This is a genomic window from Comamonas sp. FUJ_7 (assembly GCF_057369555.1).
Map to the genome: position 1 here is coordinate 1 of NZ_JBXXZI010000005.1, position 20252 is coordinate 20252.

The 20252-nt window shown below is 54.2% G+C and carries 19 protein-coding genes, 1 tRNA gene and 1 riboswitch; of the genes, 8 read left to right on the forward strand and 12 right to left on the reverse strand.

Annotation, left to right across the window (positions count from 1 at the left end):
- On the forward strand, positions 1-183 hold a 183-nt coding region (locus tag AC2I9W_RS08650), incomplete at its 5' end, for a hypothetical protein (RefSeq protein ID WP_486409593.1).
- A 165-nt stretch (positions 184-348) separates the two neighbouring features.
- Positions 349-1266, forward strand: coding sequence for a WaaS/CpsH family glycosyltransferase (locus tag AC2I9W_RS08655; RefSeq protein WP_486409594.1), 918 nt, complete (start codon positions 349-351; stop codon positions 1264-1266).
- On the opposite strand, the gene AC2I9W_RS08660 is transcribed toward AC2I9W_RS08655, so the two are convergent.
- The 5 genes from AC2I9W_RS08660 to AC2I9W_RS08680 form a co-directional block, all read right to left on the reverse strand.
- The gene (locus tag AC2I9W_RS08660; protein WP_486409595.1) at positions 1254-2495 is read right to left on the reverse strand and encodes an O-antigen ligase family protein; all 1242 of its coding nucleotides are present in this window, start codon (positions 2493-2495) and stop codon (positions 1254-1256) included. The two genes, AC2I9W_RS08655 and AC2I9W_RS08660, sit on opposite strands and share 13 nt — an antisense overlap.
- A gap of 1 nt (position 2496) precedes the next feature.
- On the reverse strand, positions 2497-3246 hold the full coding sequence (locus AC2I9W_RS08665; protein WP_486409596.1) for a glycosyltransferase family 25 protein: 750 nt from the start codon (positions 3244-3246) through the stop codon (positions 2497-2499).
- Positions 3247-3381: 135 nt separating this feature from the next.
- Entirely contained in the window at positions 3382-3591 is a 210-nt protein-coding gene (locus AC2I9W_RS08670) for a zinc-finger domain-containing protein (protein ID WP_486409597.1), read from the reverse strand.
- A 69-nt stretch (positions 3592-3660) separates the two neighbouring features.
- Positions 3661-4599 carry a branched-chain amino acid transaminase gene (locus tag AC2I9W_RS08675; RefSeq protein WP_486409598.1) on the reverse strand — a complete coding sequence of 313 codons (939 nt, stop codon included), beginning with the start codon at positions 4597-4599 and terminating at the stop codon, positions 3661-3663.
- An 81-nt stretch (positions 4600-4680) separates the two neighbouring features.
- Positions 4681-5136: a glycerate kinase gene (locus AC2I9W_RS08680; protein ID WP_486409599.1), complete on the reverse strand. Its 456-nt coding sequence runs from the start codon at positions 5134-5136 to the stop codon at positions 4681-4683.
- A gap of 148 nt (positions 5137-5284) precedes the next feature.
- Here AC2I9W_RS08680 and AC2I9W_RS08685 point away from each other — a divergent pair, with 148 nt between their 5' ends.
- The gene (locus AC2I9W_RS08685) at positions 5285-6901 is read left to right on the forward strand and encodes a phosphoethanolamine transferase (RefSeq protein WP_486409600.1); all 1617 of its coding nucleotides are present in this window, start codon (positions 5285-5287) and stop codon (positions 6899-6901) included.
- A 27-nt stretch (positions 6902-6928) separates the two neighbouring features.
- On the opposite strand, the gene radA is transcribed toward AC2I9W_RS08685, so the two are convergent.
- Positions 6929-8314 (reverse strand): DNA repair protein RadA, encoded by a 1386-nt coding sequence (gene radA, locus AC2I9W_RS08690; protein ID WP_486409601.1) that lies wholly within the window; start codon positions 8312-8314, stop codon positions 6929-6931.
- Positions 8315-8493: 179 nt separating this feature from the next.
- On the opposite strand from radA, the gene AC2I9W_RS08695 reads away from it, so the two are divergent.
- Positions 8494-8570, forward strand: a tRNA-Met gene (locus tag AC2I9W_RS08695).
- Positions 8571-8753: 183 nt separating this feature from the next.
- Here the strand turns inward: AC2I9W_RS08695 and AC2I9W_RS08700 are convergent.
- Positions 8754-10061 carry a Glu/Leu/Phe/Val family dehydrogenase gene (locus tag AC2I9W_RS08700; protein ID WP_486409602.1) on the reverse strand — a complete coding sequence of 436 codons (1308 nt, stop codon included), beginning with the start codon at positions 10059-10061 and terminating at the stop codon, positions 8754-8756.
- A 198-nt stretch (positions 10062-10259) separates the two neighbouring features.
- Between AC2I9W_RS08700 and AC2I9W_RS08705 the strand changes: the two genes are divergently transcribed.
- Positions 10260-11183 carry a fumarylacetoacetate hydrolase family protein gene (locus tag AC2I9W_RS08705; protein WP_486409603.1) on the forward strand — a complete coding sequence of 308 codons (924 nt, stop codon included), beginning with the start codon at positions 10260-10262 and terminating at the stop codon, positions 11181-11183.
- Between the two features lie 129 nt (positions 11184-11312).
- Here AC2I9W_RS08705 and AC2I9W_RS08710 read toward each other — a convergent pair whose 3' ends face one another.
- Both AC2I9W_RS08710 and AC2I9W_RS08715 read right to left on the reverse strand, forming a co-directional pair.
- Positions 11313-12380, reverse strand: coding sequence for a PPK2 family polyphosphate kinase (locus AC2I9W_RS08710; RefSeq protein WP_486409604.1), 1068 nt, complete (start codon positions 12378-12380; stop codon positions 11313-11315).
- Between the two features lie 112 nt (positions 12381-12492).
- Positions 12493-13419, reverse strand: coding sequence for a LysR family transcriptional regulator (locus AC2I9W_RS08715; protein ID WP_486409605.1), 927 nt, complete (start codon positions 13417-13419; stop codon positions 12493-12495).
- A 91-nt stretch (positions 13420-13510) separates the two neighbouring features.
- Here AC2I9W_RS08715 and AC2I9W_RS08720 point away from each other — a divergent pair, with 91 nt between their 5' ends.
- On the forward strand, positions 13511-14023 hold the full coding sequence (locus AC2I9W_RS08720) for a PACE efflux transporter (protein WP_486409842.1): 513 nt from the start codon (positions 13511-13513) through the stop codon (positions 14021-14023).
- 136 nt (positions 14024-14159) lie between these two features.
- On the opposite strand, the gene gltS is transcribed toward AC2I9W_RS08720, so the two are convergent.
- Positions 14160-15398, reverse strand: a complete 1239-nt coding sequence (gltS, locus tag AC2I9W_RS08725; RefSeq protein ID WP_486409606.1) for a sodium/glutamate symporter — start codon at positions 15396-15398, stop codon at positions 14160-14162.
- Between the two features lie 474 nt (positions 15399-15872).
- A riboswitch (S-adenosyl-L-homocysteine riboswitch) is annotated at positions 15873-15983 on the forward strand.
- Between the two features lie 33 nt (positions 15984-16016).
- Between gltS and metH the strand changes: the two genes are divergently transcribed.
- Positions 16017-18761 (forward strand): methionine synthase, encoded by a 2745-nt coding sequence (metH, locus tag AC2I9W_RS08730; protein ID WP_486409607.1) that lies wholly within the window; start codon positions 16017-16019, stop codon positions 18759-18761.
- A gap of 52 nt (positions 18762-18813) precedes the next feature.
- Here the strand turns inward: metH and AC2I9W_RS08735 are convergent, their stop codons facing one another.
- Both AC2I9W_RS08735 and AC2I9W_RS08740 read right to left on the reverse strand, forming a co-directional pair.
- A complete protein-coding gene (locus AC2I9W_RS08735; RefSeq protein ID WP_486409608.1) occupies positions 18814-19143 on the reverse strand; it encodes a hypothetical protein in 330 nt (109 codons plus the stop codon).
- A 55-nt stretch (positions 19144-19198) separates the two neighbouring features.
- Complete coding sequence (locus AC2I9W_RS08740) at positions 19199-19450, reverse strand: hypothetical protein (RefSeq protein ID WP_486409609.1); 252 nt, start codon at positions 19448-19450, stop codon at positions 19199-19201.
- Positions 19451-19737: 287 nt separating this feature from the next.
- Here AC2I9W_RS08740 and AC2I9W_RS08745 point away from each other — a divergent pair, with 287 nt between their 5' ends.
- A complete protein-coding gene (locus tag AC2I9W_RS08745) occupies positions 19738-20241 on the forward strand; it encodes a nuclear transport factor 2 family protein (protein WP_486409610.1) in 504 nt (167 codons plus the stop codon).
- Positions 20242-20252: the final 11 nt, after the last annotated feature.

Sequence of the window (20252 nt, forward strand, 5' to 3'; positions counted from 1 at the left end):
ATGCTGGTGCTGATGGGCACCCGCGAAGCGGCGGCCGTGGCGGCGCTGACCCCGTTCGGGGTATCTGCTGTTTTAGCGGTTGGGTTGGCCTCTTGTATGGAGTCTTTGCGTTGGGGCAGGGCGCATTGGGAGCGATCGCGACTGGTTTGCCTTTACGAGATCTCAAGTCATGAGTATTTATAAGTCTGCTAGCGCAGTCTCTGAGGCATCTCCGCTTCGTTTTGTGTACTCTTGTACTGCTCTTGATTTGTACCTTATTTAAGTAATAGAGATGCGACTTAAATATTTGTCTATGATTTCTATTGGAATTTTATTATGCTGTACATAATAACAGATATAAACAATACTTTGGCAGGATTTATCCTTGAACCTTTAAAAAAAGAGAAGGAAGTTGAGATTGTTCAATTCTCAAAAAAAAGAAAAAGTTTTTTGAAGAAAATAATAAGATATTTTGAGTCTAGGTTCATGCTTATCAATGGAGGATTAAGTCTCCAAGATGAGACAAAGTCTGCATTGCAAAAAATATCGAAAAATGACAGCGTATTGTTTTTTGATGTAGATTACATAAGAGATATCCAGGTTATATGTAAAGCTATACCAGCTGCGAAAAAAAGAAGTATATTTCTTTGGAATCCCTTGCAAACCCATGATGGGAAAATATCTAAGGTTCAAAGAAATTTAAAAATTCTCAAAAAACTTTTTGACCATGTTTTTACATTTGATCCAGAAGATGCAAATCAATATGAGCTAGGATTAATGGCCCAGCCTTTTGTTGAAATTGAAAATAATTGCATTGAGAAAAATAACGATATTTATTTTGCTGGCTCAGACAAAGGTCGGCTGGAAAAATTAATTTTTATTAAGAAAAGTGCTGTTAATCAAGGTCTGCATTGTAAATTTCATATAACTCCAAGCAAAAGAGCTAAATACTCTGAAGAGGAAAAGGAGTATTTAAGTTATTCAAATATTTCCTACGTGGAGAATATAAATATAGCCGAAAAATCAAAATGCCTTCTTGAAATTGTACAGGAAAACCAATCAGGCCCTACAATGCGCAGTATGGAGGCCGCTTTTCTTGGTTGTAAGCTGATTACGAATAGAAAGTCTGCAAGGCAGGATATATTCTACCATCCTAATAATGTGTTGATTATTGAGGATGGCATAGATTACGATTTAAAATCGTTCATTAATTCTGAAAGCGTTGATCTCAAAGAGAAGATTCATAAAAAGCACTCTATAAAAAATTGGTGGCATCATTTTTTATAATTATTATCTTGAGAATTTTTGAGTAGTGAGTAAGCCAAAGGTATGCATAATAAGAAAAATTGATACTCTCTTCTGACGTAAAAAGGAGAGTTAATAAAACTATCAACCAATAAAATTACTGTTAGTGATAGTAGTACTCCACCATTTTTATTGTCTTTGATGCCTTTATTAATTAAATAAAATATCATTACTAGAAAAATTAATAATCCTGCTATTCCTAGTTCTACCCAAAACATTAAATACTGATTGTGCGGATGGTATTTTGCTGTTTCATTGCACCAAAAATTAGGAACATTTTTGCACCATTGATGTGGGTAGCTTCCTACTCCCCAGCCTTTTAAGGGCTTTTGAGTAATGATCTGCCATGTTTGATCCCACATATAGATGCGTGCACCAATACTGGTTAGATCGGGTACTTGATTGTTTTTTATAGAAGCAATTGCAGTATTGGCCTCACTAAGTGCTAGCTTTACTCTGTCTGAGGCATGCTGTGAACTATGAATCGCGATGGCTACTGTGCCAATCAAAGTAAATAGGGTGAGCCATTTCCATCTTGATTGGATAGCCCATAAACTATAAACGCCCAGTGCGATAGTAATTAGTAGGTATCCTGTTCTTCCGATTGAAAGAAAAAGAATGGCATGAACCCCTGCTATAAAAGTAATTAAAAAAAATATTTTTTGATATTTGAATTTGGAATTTCTGAAGAAATCAAGAGAAAGAATAATAAAAAGGCAGACGAAGAGATTTTGCGTAATGTAGTCTCCGACTACGGTCTGATCGTTACCCCATCCTTTTATGGTTGTATTTGACCAAGGAAGATTCCAAAAAATATTCAAATGCATCGATATTACAATTAATAATATAGATGAAAAAAAAGCCTTGACGCTGATATTTCGTATGCGCTGATCACTCATCGCTGCAATCGCAATGATCGAAAATAAGTATTTGTAATATCTGGATATGGAGTCAGCTGCGCTGGCTGACCAAGCTTCAGGAATTTTTATGGACTGTAGGATACAAATTAACAAAAATACAGATATTAAGATTATTAATGGGTCTTTGAGGGTTTTTTTTGTATTTTGATCTCTTAAGTTGCAAGCTAACCATAAAATTAAACCGGAACCGACAACTGCCGTTCCCTGATTAATTTTCCAAGGAAATAAAAAATATCCAAAAGATATTGCTGTTAAAGCGATAATATCAAAAAATCTTTTAAATGCCGACATTTTATTTATTAAAAATCTTATGATAAAAAGCTATCATTTTTTGACGCCAGAGTCTCCATTGCTTTCTAAATCCATATGAGAAAAGGCGTCCTTGTTTGCTTCGTGCTTTTATGGCTCCGCTATCAATATCACTTTCTGCACCAGTAGTTGATACCAACGGTGGAACAATAGAAATACCGCTATTTTTATAGCATTGCCATTCTCTCAATGTATTATCAACTGGAGCATAAATGGATTTAGAATAATCAAGGAAATTCTGGGCGCCATCTCTTGTCCAGACGATACCTGTTGTTGTCATTGGAAAATAGTGTGCCTTGATTATTTGATGGTTATCAATGTCAGCTAACTTTGAGTAAATTTTATTTTTTTGCGCCCCAAAATTAATGATATCCCATGTGATTTTATTTTCTTGAAGCCAAGAAATTATTTTCTCTAGTTTTTTGATGGATTTTTCAGGAATTAAAACGTCGTCTTCAATGACGACAGCGTGTTCATATGAACTTTCTAAAAATTCTCGAATGCATTGCAAGTGACTGTAGTAACAGCCCATTTCACCTCCACGCAAACCACGTCCCATATATGACTCCGCTGCATTTTCATCGTAGTCTTTAAAATCGGCCATGGATTTACCTCTGCCATCAAAGGCAGATACCCGAATGAAATTCACGCCTTCTCGAGTGAGTTGTTCAGATGCACTTCGCAGGCGATCGGTGCTATCGTCCAAGTTGATTAAATAAAAGGCAGTACTCATGGTGAATAAAATAACAGTAAAGACGAGAAGCGCTTGAAAGTCTGCAGCAGATGTGAGGGACTGGAGAGCCGACGATAGTAGTCGTTGAAATAAAAATGGCACCTATCAGGTGCCCTTCGGATTAAGAGATTACTCTCAATGCCCACCAGCAAACACCTCACCCGCCTTCAGACGGTAGGTGGTGCCGCAATAGGGGCACTTGGCTTCGCCAGTCTTGGCCAAATCCAGATAGACCTTGGGGTGGCTGTTCCACAGTTTCATGTCGGCCTTGGGGCTGGGGCAGAACACGCCACCTTGGGCGTTCAGGTCTTTGGCGGCCAGTTCGACGACGGCGTTCGTGGTCATTTCTTGTGTCTTTCTCTTGATTTTCGATGATCGCAGTCCTCAGGTGATTGCGCCGAGGACTGTGGATTTTCACACTTTGGTGAGCCAGTGTGCGTATTTGGGGTTACGACCGTTGACGATGTCAAAGTAGGCGGTCTGGATTTTCTCGGTGATGGGGCCGCGGCGGCCTTCGCCGATCTGCACGCGGTCCACTTCACGAATGGGGGTCACTTCGGCAGCCGTGCCGGTGAAGAACAGCTCGTCAGAGATATACAGCTCATCACGGGTGATACGCTTTTGTACCACTTCAAGGCCCAGGTCCTTGCAGATGTGCAGCACGGTGTTGCGGGTGATGCCGTTGAGGGCACCTGCCGAGAGGTCGGGGGTGTAGACCACGCCGTCCTTGATGACAAAGATGTTCTCGCCAGAGCCTTCGGAGACAAAGCCCGATGCGTCCAGCAGGATGGCCTCGTCGTAGCCGTCATCCAGCGCTTCGGTATTGGCCAGGATGGAGTTGGTGTAGTTGCTCACCGCCTTGGCTTGGCTCATGGTGATGTTCACATGATGGCGGGTGTAGCTGGAGATCTTGGTGCGGATGCCGCGCTGCATGGCTTCTTCGCCCAGATAGGCGCCCCAGGCCCAGGCCGCGACCATCAGGTGGATGGTGTTGCCCTTGGGGCTCACGCCCAGCTTGCGGTCACCAATCCAGGTCAGCGGGCGCAGGTAGCAGGACTTGAGAGCGTTGGTCTTGACAACCTCAACCTGTGCCTGATTGACCTGATCCTGAGTGAAGGGGATCTGCATGCGCAGAATCTTGGCACTGTTGAACAGGCGCTTGGTGTGTTCTTCAAGCCGGAAGATGGCCGTGCCCTGTGCGGTCTCATAGGCACGCACGCCTTCAAAGGCGCCACAGCCGTAGTGCAGCGTATGGGTCAGCACATGGATCTTGGCGTCACGCCAGTCCACCAACTGACCATCCATCCAGATCTTGCCGTCGCGGTCGGACATCGAAGGAACAACAGGGCTCATAAAACCATCCTCTATGGGTTGTGTATTTGGCGGGCACTGCTGCGGTGTCTGCGGCAGCGCTTGTCTCCTGCAGCTGCCATTTTAGGGGGTGGTGTCGGGCGTTTTCTGGGCTGTTGTTTCGGGGGCAGCCAGCACAGCCTCTTCAGGTTGCTGAGGGCGTTGCAGTTCCCACTTTATCAGGCGGCCGCCGACAAATTCGCAGGTCACATGGGACTGTGTGCCGTCGGTCCAGCGGTAGATTTCGGGGTCCAAGCCTTCTTCGGACAGTCGCTGGCCCAGCGATCGGGTCATGGCGACCACATGCACCAGCGGTACCTTGGGCTTGAGCTTTGCGTTGAGCATCACGGCGCTGCCAACATAGCCAATAGGGCGCTGGGAGGCCTTTTTCATGATGGACATCAGGCGCGTGAAGTGCAGGAGTATCCACATGATGATGCCTCCCACGACGGCGGCAACGCCAGGCCAGCCAGCAGAGTTATAGGCCGCGACCACCAGCACGATCAGACCTAGGGGAACCAGAATATTGCGCAAATTCATAGGCTTATTGTGCTGCTTCTACTTGGCTCGTGCGTTGCGGACAGTGCGTATTCGTGGGCTCGAGAAGTCTGCCGGCCGTGATGGGGGATTTCCCGCCGGCTAGACTAGCGCAGCCACATGGCTACCCAAGCAAGACTTGGAGCAGTTGTTGGAAATTATTGTTTTTTTGTTTATCAATATGATTTTAAAAAAAATTGCCTTATCAAAGCAGCTTCTGAGTTTTATAGTTGTTTTTTATCTTTATGTCTTTAATTTTTTAACTACTGAAAATAAGTTTGACTCTCTCTTTTTCGGGCTGTGGCCTGCCTTGCTGCTGCTTTTTTTTGTGTTACTTTCATCTCTATTTCACAGATACTTATTTAAGACTTTTCTATCCTTTCTTGTCCTAATTTGCTCATTATCATTATTTTTTAAATTTAATTACAATACTGTAATTACAGATGATATTGTTCTAAGTACTTGGATTAATGATGCTTCATTGAGCTTGGAGATGGTTTCCTGGAATCTTGTTTTATGGGTTCTAGTGACTGGGATTATTCCGATTTTCATTATTTTCTCTCTTGAAATAAAAAAATCAACCTTTATTAAGCAAACGCTATTTGCGGCAGTGGGCTCTGCTGCAGCATTGGCATTGATTGCTTTGATATTTCATTTTGGTGAATTTAAACTGGAAAAAAAAGGCCATATTCGTGACCCGAAACTGGCCCAGTCGATTGCTTTTTTCTCACCGGTGGATGTGCTGTATTCCTCACATGTTGCGCGCAAGAAATATCGTGTTTTTCAGCGCTCGTTTGCAGGCCTTCCACAACTCAGTGAGAAATATGAATACAGTCTTGCTTCAGGACTAGATGACTTGCTCGTACTTGTGATTGTTGGTGAAACTGCACGAGGAGATCGTTTCGGCATCAACGGCTATGAGAAGCCTACAAGTCCGATGCTGTCTACGGTGGATGGACTGACGAGCTTTCGCAATGTGACATCCTGCGACACTATCACTATTAGCTCTATCAAATGTATTTTTTCGAGAGTTGAGCCTAGCCAGCGACTGGAAAACTTCAAAGAGTCAGCATTTACCGATGTTTTCCGTTCTTTGAATTTTGGAGTAGATATTTATAGCCTTCAGGGACTCAATGAAATATATAGCTATCTGGGCTATGACAACTTAGTATCAAAGTATGCAGTTCTTCAAAATTCGACTGTGGGCGCAAGAGATATGGCCTTGCTTCCCTATTTAAAGGAGTCAGTCGCAGAAAAAAACAAAAAGCTCGTAATCTTGCATACACTGGGCTCGCATCAGACATATTCTGATAGAAGCATGCCAGAAGATCAGCTGTTCAAGCCTGCTTGCAGTAATCCAGATGTCAAAGCATGTGGCCTTGAAGAGCTGAGTAATGCTTATGACAACAGCATAGTTACCACTGACAATTTTATCTTCCAGAGTATTTCAGCTTTGAAGGGTAAAAAAGCTGTCATGTTGTATACGTCCGATCATGGCGAGTCCCTAGGGAAGAATGGAATTTATTACCATGGCGCGCCTGTTGAATCTGCACCATCAGAGCAGTTGAATATTCCTTTGATGGTGTGGATGTCTCCTGAGCTTCTGGAGACAGAGGTGGGCCAGAAAATGCAGCAAAACCTGCAAAATCTGGACAAGTACACACGGTTATCTCATGCCAACTTTTTTCACTCGGTACTGGGGTGTGCTGGTATCTCTTCCAAGGACGGAGGGATGGATGAGTCTTTGAACCTGTGCGGAGCAAAGTAAATGCTAGAGAGGGGACATGAGTGACACTTATCCAATGCCTCGCACGATATTCATGGCGTCATCCACGCGTTCTACTGCATGGATGGTCAGGCCGGGAATGGCTTTCTTGGGCGCGTTGGCCTTGGGAACAATGGCGATGGTGAATCCTAACTTTGAAGCTTCCTTCAAGCGCTCCTGACCGCGTGGGGCAGGGCGCACCTCACCAGCCAGACCCACCTCACCAAAGGCGATAAAACCCTTGGGCAGAGCCTTGCCTCGCAGGCTTGAAGTAATCGCCAACATCACGGCTAAGTCAGCAGCAGGCTCGTTGATGCGCACACCGCCCACGGCATTGACGAACACATCCTGATCCGCACAAGCGACACCTGCGTGTCGGTTGAGCACAGCCAGCAGCATGGCCAGACGGTCCTTGTCTAGGCCCACGGACAAACGCCGTGCTGCGGGGCCGCCCTGGTCCACCAGGGCCTGAATCTCCACCAGCATGGGCCGCGTGCCCTCCAGCGTCACCAGCACGCAGCTGCCAGGCACGGGTTCGCTGTGCTGGCTCAGAAAGATGGCGCTGGGGTTGGTCACACCCTTGAGACCTTTTTCCGTCATGGCGAAGACGCCAATTTCGTTGACGGCGCCAAAACGGTTCTTGATGGCGCGCACCAGGCGGAAGTTGCTGTGCGTGTCGCCCTCGAAGTACAGCACCGTGTCCACCATGTGCTCCAGCACGCGGGGGCCGGCCAACGCGCCGTCCTTGGTCACATGGCCTACCAGAATGATGGTGATGCCCGTGGTCTTGGCCGCCCGCGTCAGGTGTGCGGCGCACTCCCTCACCTGGGCGACGGAGCCGGGCGCGGAGGACAGCTGGTCCGAATAAACGGTCTGGATCGAGTCGATCACCACCACGGCGGGCTGGGTGGCCTCTACGGTGGCCAGGATTTTTTCGAGCTGAATCTCGGCCAGCACATTGACCTGACTGTTGTCCAGCCCCAGTCGGCGCGAACGCAGCGCCACCTGCGCACCGCTTTCCTCGCCCGTCACATACAGTGTAGGCAGGCCAATACGGTGCAATGCATCCATGGCCTGCAAAAGAAGTGTGGACTTGCCTATTCCTGGATCTCCGCCAATCAAAACCACCCCGCCTTCCACCACGCCACCGCCCAGCACACGGTCGAGCTCTTCGATGCCGCTGGGAGTGCGTGCCACATCCTGTGCCTCAATAGCCGACAGCGGGGTCACTGGCTGCGCATTGGCCAGACCGGCATAGCCCTGGGGCTGGCTCAAGCGGTTTTTGCCACCCGAAGCGGAGTCGGACACGGTCTCGACCAAGGTGTTCCAGGCGCCGCAGCCCGGGCATTTGCCTAGCCAGCGCGGGCTGGTGCCGCCACAGGCATTGCAGGTAAAGGTGGTTTTGTCTTTGGCCATGGGCGGCAACTATACCGACGGAGTCCTAGCGCAAATGCCGTGTGTCTCAGTAGCTGGGCGACAAATCTCAGAGCGAATAACCACAAAAGACGCGCATTTACATAACTGGTCCGCATGACGAACCAATATGCGCTACAATTCACCTCATCGACACACACTCTGTGTAGAGAAAAAATTACCGCGCGATGGAGCAGTCTGGTAGCTCGTTGGGCTCATAACCCAAAGGTCGTAGGTTCAAATCCTTCTCGCGCAACCAATAAAAAGCCTTCTGAAATTCAGAAGGCTTTTTTCGTTTTGTTCGTACAAAAACTGGCGCGAACTAGCAATGAGATGCCGAGCAAGAGCCGCCTCGCGGCGAGGGCATCGTCCCCTCCCGAAGAGAGAGGGGGAAGGCGCGATAGCGCCTCAGGGGGAGTTCATAAAGAGCTTCAGGGGGAGCTTACGGATACAGCCCGCGCATCTCACGCGCATGCAAGATGCGCTTGCAGGCCACGATGAAGGTGGCAGTGCGCAGCGACACCTTGTGCTCTTGCGCCACAGCCCAGACGCCGGCAAAGGCTTCTTGCATGATGCGCACCAGGCGGGCGTTGATCTCGTCTTCGGTCCAGAAGAAGCTGGAGAAGTCCTGCACCCACTCGAAGTAGCTCACGGTCACGCCGCCGGCGTTGGCAATCACGTCGGGCAGGACCAGCACGCCCTTGTCGGTCAGGATGTCATCGGCCTCGGGAGTGGTGGGGCCGTTGGCACCTTCGATCACCAGCTTGGCCTTGATCTGGCCCGCGTTGTCCTTGGTGATCTGGCCTTCCAGTGCAGCAGGGATCAGGATGTCGCAGTTCACGGCCCAGAAGTCGGCGTTATCCATGGCTTCGGAGTCGGCAAAGCCGCCCACGCCACCGGTGTTGCCCACATGCTCCAGCAGCGCAGGTACGTCAAAGCCGTTGTTGTTGAAGATGGTGCCGGTGTGGTCTTGCACGGCAACGACCTTGGCGCCGGCTTCGGCAAACAGCTTGCCGGCCGTGCCGCCCACATTGCCAAAGCCTTGTACGGCCACGCGTGCGCCTTGCAGGTTCAGACCGGTCAGCTTGGCGGCTTCCACGCCCACGGTGAATACCCCACGGCCCGTGGCTTCCACACGGCCTAGCGATCCGCCCAGGTCAATGGGCTTGCCCGTGACCACGCCGGTGGCCGTGGCACCGGTGTTCATGGAATAGGTGTCCATCATCCAGGCCATGACCTGGCCATTGGTGTTGACGTCAGGTGCAGGGATGTCCTTGGTGGGGCCGATGAGCAGGCCGATTTCGCTGGTGTAGCGGCGCGTCAGCCGCTCCAGCTCGGCGGTCGACAGCTTCTTGGGATCGACGCGGATGCCGCCCTTGGCTCCGCCATAGGGCACGTTCACAGCGGCGTTCTTGATGCTCATCCAGGCGGACAGAGCCATCACCTCGGACAGCGTCACATCCTGATGAAAGCGCACACCGCCCTTGCCGGGGCCGCGGCTCAGATTGTGCTGCACGCGGTAGCCTTCGAAGTGGGCGATGCGGCCATCGTCCATCTCGATGGGGACGTCGACGACCAGAATGCGCTTGGGGCGCTTGAGCGTTTCCACCCAGCGGGCGAGAGAGCCCAGATAGGGCGTGACGCGATCTACCTGTTGGAGATAAATGCCCCAGGGGCCGACATGGCTGGGGTCCAGGTAGGACGGTAAAGCATGCGTGGCAGCAGCGGTTCGAGAGTCTTTGGCTTGCATGGTGTAGGCCTTGTTGACTGTGATGAAGCAAGGCCTCTGAGAGGGCTTGCACTCCGGGATGCTCAGTGTGGGCGTGCTCGGTCGGGCTGTCCAAAGCTTCTTGCGCAACGGGGCAATGCATTTCTTGCATAACGAAGAAAATCTGCTGAAGTGCTGTATCTGCCCCACGGAAATCAGAAATTTGCCATCATCACCACCATGTCTGAAAACAATGATTGCAAGAGCGGCTGGTGCGGGCCAGCCCCGTTTGCCAACACTCCTCCAGTAGGTCTCGCTCCAGAACTGCAGACGCAGGAAGAGGTGTTGCCCGACTGGAAGACGCTGTGGCCCGATCTGCCCGAAGACAGTTACGCAGCAGCTGATGCGCTGTGGTGGTCGCGCAAGCTGGGGGCAGTGCAGGCGCTGGGGGCTGATGTGGCCGCGCTGATGGGCGAGGCTGCCGATGCCCGCGCCGTGCAGAGTGCGCTGGCGCGCACCTGGAACTGGTGGCCTGCCGACCGCGCACCGCGCTACTGGAAGTCCGGCGGCCCCAGCCGCGATGGTGAGTTGCTGCACGTGCCACTGCCAGAAGACGGCATCCGCCAAGGATTGACGCTGGTGCCAGCGCCCGAGACGGTGTTCAAGCTGCGCTGTGCCGAGGCCGAAATTGCCCTGCGCATAGGCCAGGATGTGAGCGCCGAGCAGGCCGCAGCTCTCGATTACGACAGTGCGCTGGCGCTGGTCGATGCGGCCTGCGTGGCCGTGGAATGGGTGGATGTGCGCTGGCGCGACGGCCTCAAGGCTCCGGCCCTGGCTTTGCTGGCCGATGGTCAATGCCATGGTGGACTGGCGCTGGGCGAGTGGCTGCCCGCATCTCAAATCCTTGGCCGTGACTGGAGCCAGCAGCTGTGCACGGTGACGGTGAATGGCGGCGAGGCTCAGCGCTTTACCGGCACGCACAGCCTGGGCGACCCGGCCTGGTTGCTGGTGGACTGGTTGCAGCATGTGGCGCGTGAATACGGCAGTGTGCCCGCTGGCACTGTGGTGACCACGGGCACCTGGTGTGGCTGCATGCCGTTGCAGACCGGTGATCGCTTTGAGATGGAATTCGAAGGGCTGGGCGGGCTGGGCTGGCAGTTCTGAGGCTTGGCTGCCTTCAAAAAAAAAGGAGCAACTAGCGCTTGCTGAATAATGATTTGAATACTGTTAAATATTCAAATCAAGACAGGCATTGCGCTAGCCGCTCTTGTTTTTATAAGAGCTAAAGCGGTTTTACTTCACCGTAATTTTGTCCAGCGCCGGGGAGCCGGGCGGATATTTCAACTCCAGCTTGCCCAGCATCTCGCACAGCAAGGTGGCAATCATTAGGTTGCGATGCGTCTTGGAGTCGGCGGGCACGATGGTCCACGGCGCCCAGGGCGTGTGGGTGGCAGCCAGCAACTGGCCATAGGCCTGCTGATATTCGTCCCACTGAGCGCGTACCTTGAGGTCGCCCTCGTCAAACTTCCAATGCTTGCAGGGGTCATCCAGACGTTCTTGCAGCCGCTTGCGTTGCTCGTCCTTGCTGATGTGCAGCATGAACTTGACGATGACCGTCCCGGTTTCGCTGAGCATGCGCTCAAAGTCATTGATCTGCGCGTAGCGCTGGGCCTGCTGCTCGGACGTCAGCCAGCCATTGACCACGGGCACCAGTACATCCTCGTACTGACTGCGGTTGAAAACCACCACTTCGCCAGCCCCTGGCATTTGCTGATGAATGCGCCAGAGGTAGTCGTGGGCCTTTTCGGTTTCCGTCGGGGCCTTCCAGCCTACGGTGCGTACGCCCAGCGGCGAGGTCTGGCTGAACACGGCGCGCAGGGTTCCGTCTTTGCCGGCGGCATCCATGCCCTGCAGGATGACCAGCAGCTTGAAGCGACGATCGGCATAGAAGACGTTTTGCAGACCGTCCAGCGCTACAGCCAGCTGATGCACGCTTGCCTTGTCGTGCTGCTTGCCTTTGCTGGAGGAAAAAGGCTTGGCTGCCGGGTCGTATTGCAGCAAATCGACGGGCGTCACCGGTGAGGCGTGAGGTATGCGGCTGTCCCGGGGCTGGCCGGGCTGCCACTGCAGCCAGAGCTGGCGCAAGGCCTCGTCCTGAAGCTCAAAGGGATAGACACAGGTTGCTGCGGGCGGAGTCTCTTCGGCTGGAAGCACCGCCTTTTTGGGGGCTCGCTTGATGGGAGCGGAGGGCTGCAAGGCTTTGACCGAATCGCTGGTGGGAAATGGCAAATTCTTGCCGGACTTTGGCGATGGGGAGGTGGCTGGCTGGGAGGTGGCTGCTTTGGCGCTCTGACGGGGCATACAAAAACTCCTGTGCAGTGAGGCGATTGGTGAGGCTGTGAGGCAGCAGGCTGCTCTTGTGCTGGTACTGGGCTGCCGATGCATTTTGAACCCCAGGTGCCGGCCGGTTGCGTCAGTTTTTATCGGCGGAACTCTCGCGCAGCAATTGCACAAAACGTCTGCTGGCCAGCCCCTGTGGGCGCTCCTTGGACCAGACCCAGTCCACAAACAAGGTCGTGCCATTGCTGAGGTTGAGCACGGGAATCTCCATCAAGGCCCCGGCGCTGATATGGGGCTCTACCAGCCCCTTGGGCAGCCAGCCCCAGGCCAGCCCGGCGCTGATCAGCGACAGCGCAGCCTGGTGGCTGTCCGTGCGCCAGAGCTGACGCGCAAAGACAAAGCGCGGGTCGGTCTGCTGCGGGTCGCGGCTGGCGACCAACACCTGGCGTGTGGCGGCGAGCTGCTCCACCGTGAGCCGGGGTGGCGTCGTGTCACTGGACGAATGCTCCGTCAGAACCTGTTGCCAGGGGGCGAACTGCGGCGACATCACGGCGACCAGCGTTTCGCGGCCCATCTCCTGAAAGCCTTCGCGGCCGTCCATGGCGGGGCGCTCGAACGCCAGCGCCAGGTGGGCGCGGCCGGAGTGCAGCAACTCCAGAGCATCCGCCTGCGGAGCCGCCAGCACTTCGATGGGCAAGGCTGGAAACTCCTGCACCAGCCGGGTCAGGGGCTCGCTCCAGTGCGTGGCCAGCAGCTCGGGGGCGATGACCAGCGTCAGTCGCTCTTCCAGCCCTTCATGCAGGGCCTGTGCCTGCCAGTTCAGCAGCTGAAGCTGCTCGGCCAGCAGCCGCGCCTGGGGTTCCAGCGCACGGGCAATGGCGGTGGGCGCTGGTTCACGGCTGCTGCGGTCAAACAGCTGCAAATCCAGCTCGGCCTCCAGCTGGGCAATGGCCATGCTCACGGCAGAAGGCACTTTGCCCAGCTTGCGTGCAGCTGCGGAAAAGGAGCCGGCATCGAGGACGGCCAGAAACAACGGGACCTGATCTGCGGTGAACGACATGGCTGATTTATCAGAAAAATTGAAAGGAACTGACTTTTATCTTCAATTTTCAGAACATACACTGCCAACCATGTCTCAACAAGCTTCAGCGATGGCATCCGCTTCTTCCTCTGCCAACTCTCTCCATCACCGCAACGCTGCTGCTCCTGCCAAGGCTACAGGTCTGCAAGGTACCAAGCGCCGGGTCATTTATGTGGGCCTGTATGAGGCGATTGCCATCATCGTCTCCAGCCTGATCTTTATGGCGATTGGCCAAAAAGCCAGTGACTCTGGGGTGATGGCAGTCGCAGCCTCTGTGATCGCCATTTGCTGGAATCTGAGCTTCAACTACCTGTTTGAAAAATGGGAAGCGCGCCAGACCGTCAAGGGCCGCTCCATACTGCGCCGGGTGGTGCATGCCATCGGCTTTGAGGGCGGTATTGCCGCCATGCTGATTCCTCTGATGGCATGGTGGTTCAATATTTCGCTGTGGGAAGCTGCGGTCATGGAGGCTGGCCTGCTGGTGTTCTTCATGGTCTATACCTTTGCCTTCAACTGGGCGTTTGACCGCATCTTTGGCTTGCCGGCTTCCGCCCAGGCTCTGTCTGCGTCTGAAGCGGTCTGAACGAACAAACGTCTGCTGCACTACCTATGCAGTGGACTTTGAAAGCCGTCTGGCAGCGAGCCTGAAGACGGTGCAGCCATAAAAAAAGCGTGTTCCCCTGGAAGGGAACACGCTTTTTTGTGTGCGGACGCAGTTATCAGCGGATGAGGCTGATCATGGCCTGCAGCAGGAAGGCGTTGATGATGTCGATGAAGAAGGCGCCCACCAGCGGCACGATCAGGAAGGCCTTGTGCGAAGGGCCGTACTGGTTGGTAATGGCCTGCATATTGGCGACGGCTGTGGGTGTGGCACCCATGCCAAAGCCGCAGTGGCCAGCAGCCAGCACGGCAGCGTCATAGTTCTTGCCCATGATGCGGAAGGTGATGAAGGCTGCATACAAAGCCATGACGATGGTCTGAGCCGCCAGGATGACTATCAGCGGGCCAGCCAGATCGGTCAGCTCCCACAGCTTGAGCGACAGCAGGGCAATGGCCAGATAGATGGACAAGGCAGCATTGCCAAAGACGTCGATGGCACGGTCGAAGACCTTGAAGCCAAAGACATAGTCCAGCACGTTGCGGATGATCACGCCACCGCCCAGAGCCCAGACAAAGGTTGGCAGCTGAATCGCCGTGCCCTTTGTCAGGCCGGTCATGAATTCCGCAAAGGCCAGGCAGGCAGCAAACAGTGCCAGCGTTTCCACGGCGGCATCGGCCGTGATCAGGCGAGGGGCCTTGCTGGGAGATTCGAAGTTGGCAACGTCGCTGCCTTCGCTGACGGCAGGGGCCTCTGAGTGCAGCTGTTCGGACTCTGTGCGTGGTTGTGCCAGCTGGTGCTTGGTAATCAGGCGCTTGGCCAGTGGCCCACCCAGCAGACCGCCAATCACCAGGCCAAAGGTCGCGCAGGCGATGCCCAGCGTGGTGGCGCCTGTCAGGCCGTACTGGTTTTCTAGCACCGAGCCCCAGGCGCCGGCAGTGCCGTGGCCGCCGACCAGGGTGATGGAGCCAGCGACCAGGCCGATCAGCGGATCCAGGCCCAGAATCGTGGCCAGGCCCACGCCCACAGTGTTCTGAACCATGATGAAGGCCGCAATGACACCCAGGAAGATGAACAGGCCTGAGCCGCCCTCGCGCAGCTTGGCAAAGTTGGCGCTCAAGCCGATCGACGAGAAAAACACCAGCATGAACGCGGACTGGAGGCTGCCTTCAAACGTCAGGCTCAGGCCAAGGGTCTGATGCAGGGCAAAGATGATGGCTGCGACCAGCAGGCCGCCGGAGACGGGCTCGGGGATGTTGAAGTCGCGCAGAAAGCGGATGTGCCGCGTCATGAGCTTGCCGATCAGCAGCACAAGCACGGCCATGATGAGTGTGTAGTACGCGCCAAAGGTCACGTTCATAGATTTCTCCGGTGAATTGCCCGCCGTGACCGCAAGAACTGCCGGTGTAGCAGGACTTGCGGCAGTGCGTCGCTGAGTACGATGACGATGGTGCCAAAGACTCAAAAATAGGGGCTGTAGGTACTCGTCCAGTTGTGGCGACAGCAGGTCCGGGTATCCCGGTCTGGGGCCAGCTGGTAAATCAAGAGCGATGCCACTGCAAGCGGCACCATATTGCAAATATGCTTGAAATAAGATGGCTACATTCGCTGTTAGCGAAATTACCTTGAGCTCAGCTGCTGTTTTTTGAGAGCGCAGTGAGCACTTCTGGTATAGCAAAGCGCGTCAAAGAAGCATTTTTTATGGGCAGCGCGCTCTGCAGCAAAGCAGGGAATATATGGATGGCCTTGATGCGGACCTGTAACGCTTCATACAGGGCGATGAACGGCAGTGATGCAGGTGCGCTATATGAACAGGCTCTAAAATGCAGGGCTTCACCCCGAGGAGCGCTGCAGCCGGTCATCACAGCGATGCATGACCCGTCAGGCTCGGGCTGGCAGATACCTTGTGCTATCTGCTCACCATCTACAACGGCGCTCACCTGTTTCCTTTGATTCTGGTTTTCACACAGGTGAGCTGATGTCTGCTGCTACCCCTTCCTCTGTCATTCCTCCCATGCGCCTGTCGGGCCTGGAGCCCGTGTTCATTGGCGATGACACGCTCTTCGTCAACGTGGGTGAGCGCACCAACGTCACCGGCTCCAAAGCGTTTGCACGCTTGATCCTGAATGAGCAGTACGAAGAAGCCTTGGCTGTGGCCCGCCAGCAGGTGGAAAACGGCGCGCAGGTCATTGACGTGAACATGGACGAAGCCATGCTGGACAGCAAGGCCGCCATGGTGCGCTTTCTGAACCTGATCGCCTCCGAGCCCGACATTGCCAAAGTGCCGGTGATGGTGGACAGCTCCAAGTGGGAAGTGATCGAAGCCGGCCTGCGCTGCTTGCAGGGCAAGGGCATCGTCAATTCCATCTCGATGAAGGAAGGCGTGGAAGAGTTCAAGGCCCATGCCAAACTGGTCAAGCGCTATGGCGCGGCTGCCGTGGTGATGGCTTTTGACGAGAAGGGTCAGGCCGACACCTTTGCGCGCAAGACCGAGATTTGCGAGCGCGCCTATCGAATCCTGGTCGATGAAGTTGGCTTCCCGCCCGAAGACATCATCTTCGACCCCAACGTGTTCGCGGTCGCCACCGGCATTGAAGAGCACAACAACTACGGCGTCGACTTTATTGAAGCCACTCGCTGGATCAAGCAAAACCTGCCCGGTGCCAAGGTCAGCGGCGGCGTCTCCAACGTGTCGTTTTCCTTCCGTGGCAACGACCCCGTGCGTGAGGCGATTCACACCGTGTTCCTGTACCACGCGATTGCGGCGGGCATGGACATGGGCATCGTCAACGCCGGCATGATCGGCGTGTACGACGACCTGGAGCCGAACCTGCGCGAGCGCGTGGAAGACGTGGTGCTCAACCGCCGCCCTGATGCGGCCGAGCGCTTGCTGGAGATTGCCGACCAGGCCAAGGGCAACGCCAAGGACGACAGCAAAAAGCTGGAGTGGCGCGGTACTCCCGACAACCCCAAGACCGTGAACGAGCGCCTGACCCACGCGTTGGTGCATGGCATCACCGACTTCATCACCGTAGACACGGAAGAGGCTTACCAGCAGATCGTGGTGCAAGGCGGTGGCCGCCCGCTGCACGTGATCGAAGGCCCGCTGATGGACGGCATGAACGTGGTGGGTGACCTGTTTGGCGCCGGCAAGATGTTCCTACCGCAGGTGGTCAAATCCGCCCGCGTGATGAAGCAGGCCGTGGCCCACCTCGTGCCCTACATCGAAGAGGAAAAGCGCCAGCAAGAAGCCGCTGGCATGGACGTGACCAGCAAGGGAAAGATCGTCATTGCCACGGTGAAGGGCGACGTGCACGACATTGGCAAGAACATCGTCACCGTGGTCTTGCAGTGCAACAACTTTGAAGTCATCAACATGGGCGTGATGGTGCCCTGCCACGAGATTCTGGCGCGCGCCAAGGCAGAGGGCGCGGACATCATTGGCCTGTCTGGCCTTATTACGCCCAGCCTGGAAGAGATGCAGTACGTGGCGGGCGAGATGCACAAGGATGACTATTTCCGCATCAAGAAGATTCCGCTGCTGATCGGCGGCGCAACTTGCTCGCGCGTGCACACGGCTGTGAAGATTGCGCCCAAGTACGAAGGTCCCGTGGTCTATGTGCCCGATGCTTCGCGCTCGGTCAGCGTGGCACAAAGCCTGCTAGGCGAAGGCAAGGACAACTATCTGGCCGAGGTCAGCGCCGATTACGACAAGGTGCGCACCCAGCACGCCAACAAGAAGAAGACGCCGCTGTGGACACTCAGCCAAGCCCGCGCCAATGCCGCCGTGGTGAACCATGCCCCCGTGATACCGCGCACGCTGGGTCGCCGCGTTTTCAAGAATTTTGACCTGGCTGAGATTGCCCAGTTTATCGACTGGGGCCCGTTCTTCCAGACTTGGGATCTGGCCGGCCCTTACCCCGCGATCCTTGACGATGAAGTGGTCGGTGAGCAGGCGCGCAATGTGCTGGCCGATGCCAAGGCCATGCTGCAAAAAATCATCGATGGCCGCTGGCTGCAAGCCAATGGCGTGATGGGCCTCTTCCCCGCCAACCGCGTGGGCGACGACATCGTCTTCTACACCGACGAATCACGCAGCCAAGTGCTGATGACCTGGTACGGCATGCGCCAGCAAACCGAAAAACAGGCCGTGGAAGGCGTGATGCGCCCCAGCCGCTGCCTGAGCGATTTTGTGGCGGACAAGGAATCAGGCATCAACGACTACGCCGGTCTGTTTGCCGTCACTGCAGGCATTGGCGCCGAAAAGAAAGACAAGGAATTTGAAGCCGCGCTGGACGACTACAGCGGCATCATGTTCAAGGCTTTGGCCGACCGACTGGCCGAAGCCTTTGCCGAATGCCTGCACCAGCGCGTGCGCACCGATTTGTGGGGCTACGCCGCCGATGAAAACCTCAGCAACGAGGAACTCATCAAGGAAAAATACCAAGGCATCCGCCCCGCACCCGGCTATCCTGCTTGCCCCGATCACACGGCCAAGATCGACCTGTTCAAGGCGCTGCAAGCCGATGAAATCGGCATGACGCTGACCGAGAGCCTGGCTATGAACCCGGCATCCAGCGTCAGCGGTTTCTACATCGGCAACCCCGAAGCCGTGTACTTCAACGTGGGCCAGATTGGTGAAGACCAATTGGTGGACATGGCCGAGCGCCGTGGCATGGATGTGGAAGAACTGCGCCGTTTTCTGGCGCCAAATTTGGGCTAATGGAGCACAACATAAAAGGCCGCTGACGCGGCCTTTTATAGTTCACTACCAGCTAACAAGCCTCACCCCAAATCGTGTCGGGGTTGGACATCATCAAATCAATCACCACAGGCACCAGCTTGTTCATGCTGCTGGCGCAGTCTTTGACTTGCGCGCGGTTGATCTGGCTGTTCCACGTTGCGCCGCCGTGCATGATTTGGTTGCGCAAGGTGTAGATGCGGTGCAAGACCAGGGCCAGCAGGTCTGGAGTTTTGCCAGCGGCCAGCAATTGGGCGGCTTTGCGTTTACCGGCGGCAAAGCGTTGTTGCCAAGTGGCTTCGTCCATATCGCCACGCTGGAAGCTCCAGAAGGCTTCAAACACATAGGGGTTGTCCAGCAGCATGCGGATGGGCCGCTGAAGATGTACCCAAACAGGGTATCCAGCTGCTTGTCGCTATCTAGCGCGTGCAGCTGGTGCAAAAAGTGGTGAAAGCTTCTGGCTGTGACAGGTGCACGCTGCGTGGAATTTCTTGGGCGTAAGCGGCATTGAAGGCAATCCACAGAAAGACAAAACGTCCATCCTGGTCATCGCACTGGGAGGCGCGCTGCAGCCAGCTGAGCGAACGGTGAATACGCAGACTGAGCGCTTCTGGCATGCCATTGCGAATGACCCTGTGGCGGTCTTTGAGTGTTGTGTATGTGATTTGCATAATCTCTCCCTCTTTGGCGCAGCAGCTTAGAGAGCGATAGAGAGCAGAGTAACGCCTTACATTGCAAACCTTTGTTTTCTATAGCTTTTTGCGTTTTCCTGTAAAGCGTTTGAGGTCGATTTCGTGTCAATAATGAAGAGGCGACTGAGAGGGTGCAAGTGGGTGGGAGCGGCCTTTACGGGAACTTCTCCGACGATGCTTCCCGACAGGCGCACTTGATCTTTGGGCTCGGCTGGCTAGATTGGTCGGGCAATTTCGCAACGGTATTGACAGCAGGAAACCAAGACATGAGTGAAAACCTGGATCTAATCGCCAAGGCACAGCAAAGCAAGCAACCCAAGGAGGTGCTGCAGGCCTTTTTGGTCAACAGCGGCAAGGCCACCGTCAAGCAGGCCGCAGAGGCGCTGGTGGCTGAAGATGCCATCTATATTTCACTGAACTTCGATAACCCCGAGCTGGCGCAGATCGAGCCATGGACGGGCCGCCGTCAGGGCCGCCAGATCTATATCGACACCTTCTCTAACGTGGGAACCTACTGGGAGGTGAATGACTTTCAGATCACCGACATGATCAGCGAAGGCGAGACGGTGGCGGCGTTCGGCCAGTTCACCTATACCTCGGTGGAGGTTGGCCACCACTTCACCTCGCCCCTGGCCATCAAGGCCACGGTCAAGAATGGCCTGATTACCTTCTTTCAGTTCATGGAGGACACCTACGCTTCTGCACGCTCTTTCCGAAAGAGCGGCAGCTGGGAAATTCAGAACAACGGTCGTACCTTTCAGGTCGGCTGAGCGTACAAACG

Excerpts from the sequence above, each read along its gene's own strand:
- metH (WP_486409607.1), top strand. The coding sequence starts at position 16,017 with ATGTCTGCTGCTACCCCTTCCTCTGTCATTCCTCCCATGCGCCTGTCG.
- AC2I9W_RS08740 (WP_486409609.1), bottom strand. The coding sequence starts at position 19,450 with ATGCAAATCACATACACAACACTCAAAGACCGCCACAGGGTCATTCGC.
- gltS (WP_486409606.1), bottom strand. The coding sequence starts at position 15,398 with ATGAACGTGACCTTTGGCGCGTACTACACACTCATCATGGCCGTGCTT.
- AC2I9W_RS08715 (WP_486409605.1), bottom strand. The coding sequence starts at position 13,419 with ATGTCGTTCACCGCAGATCAGGTCCCGTTGTTTCTGGCCGTCCTCGAT.
- AC2I9W_RS08675 (WP_486409598.1), bottom strand. The coding sequence starts at position 4,599 with ATGAGCCCTGTTGTTCCTTCGATGTCCGACCGCGACGGCAAGATCTGG.
- AC2I9W_RS08670 (WP_486409597.1), bottom strand. The coding sequence starts at position 3,591 with ATGACCACGAACGCCGTCGTCGAACTGGCCGCCAAAGACCTGAACGCC.
- radA (WP_486409601.1), bottom strand. The coding sequence starts at position 8,314 with ATGGCCAAAGACAAAACCACCTTTACCTGCAATGCCTGTGGCGGCACC.
- AC2I9W_RS08710 (WP_486409604.1), bottom strand. The coding sequence starts at position 12,380 with ATGCCCCGTCAGAGCGCCAAAGCAGCCACCTCCCAGCCAGCCACCTCC.
- AC2I9W_RS08680 (WP_486409599.1), bottom strand. The coding sequence starts at position 5,136 with ATGAATTTGCGCAATATTCTGGTTCCCCTAGGTCTGATCGTGCTGGTG.
- AC2I9W_RS08720 (WP_486409842.1), top strand. The coding sequence starts at position 13,511 with ATGGCATCCGCTTCTTCCTCTGCCAACTCTCTCCATCACCGCAACGCT.
- AC2I9W_RS08700 (WP_486409602.1), bottom strand. The coding sequence starts at position 10,061 with ATGCAAGCCAAAGACTCTCGAACCGCTGCTGCCACGCATGCTTTACCG.
- AC2I9W_RS08735 (WP_486409608.1), bottom strand. The coding sequence starts at position 19,143 with ATGCTGCTGGACAACCCCTATGTGTTTGAAGCCTTCTGGAGCTTCCAG.
- AC2I9W_RS08660 (WP_486409595.1), bottom strand. The coding sequence starts at position 2,495 with ATGTCGGCATTTAAAAGATTTTTTGATATTATCGCTTTAACAGCAATA.
- AC2I9W_RS08745 (WP_486409610.1), top strand. The coding sequence starts at position 19,738 with ATGAGTGAAAACCTGGATCTAATCGCCAAGGCACAGCAAAGCAAGCAA.
- AC2I9W_RS08665 (WP_486409596.1), bottom strand. The coding sequence starts at position 3,246 with ATGAGTACTGCCTTTTATTTAATCAACTTGGACGATAGCACCGATCGC.
- AC2I9W_RS08705 (WP_486409603.1), top strand. The coding sequence starts at position 10,260 with ATGTCTGAAAACAATGATTGCAAGAGCGGCTGGTGCGGGCCAGCCCCG.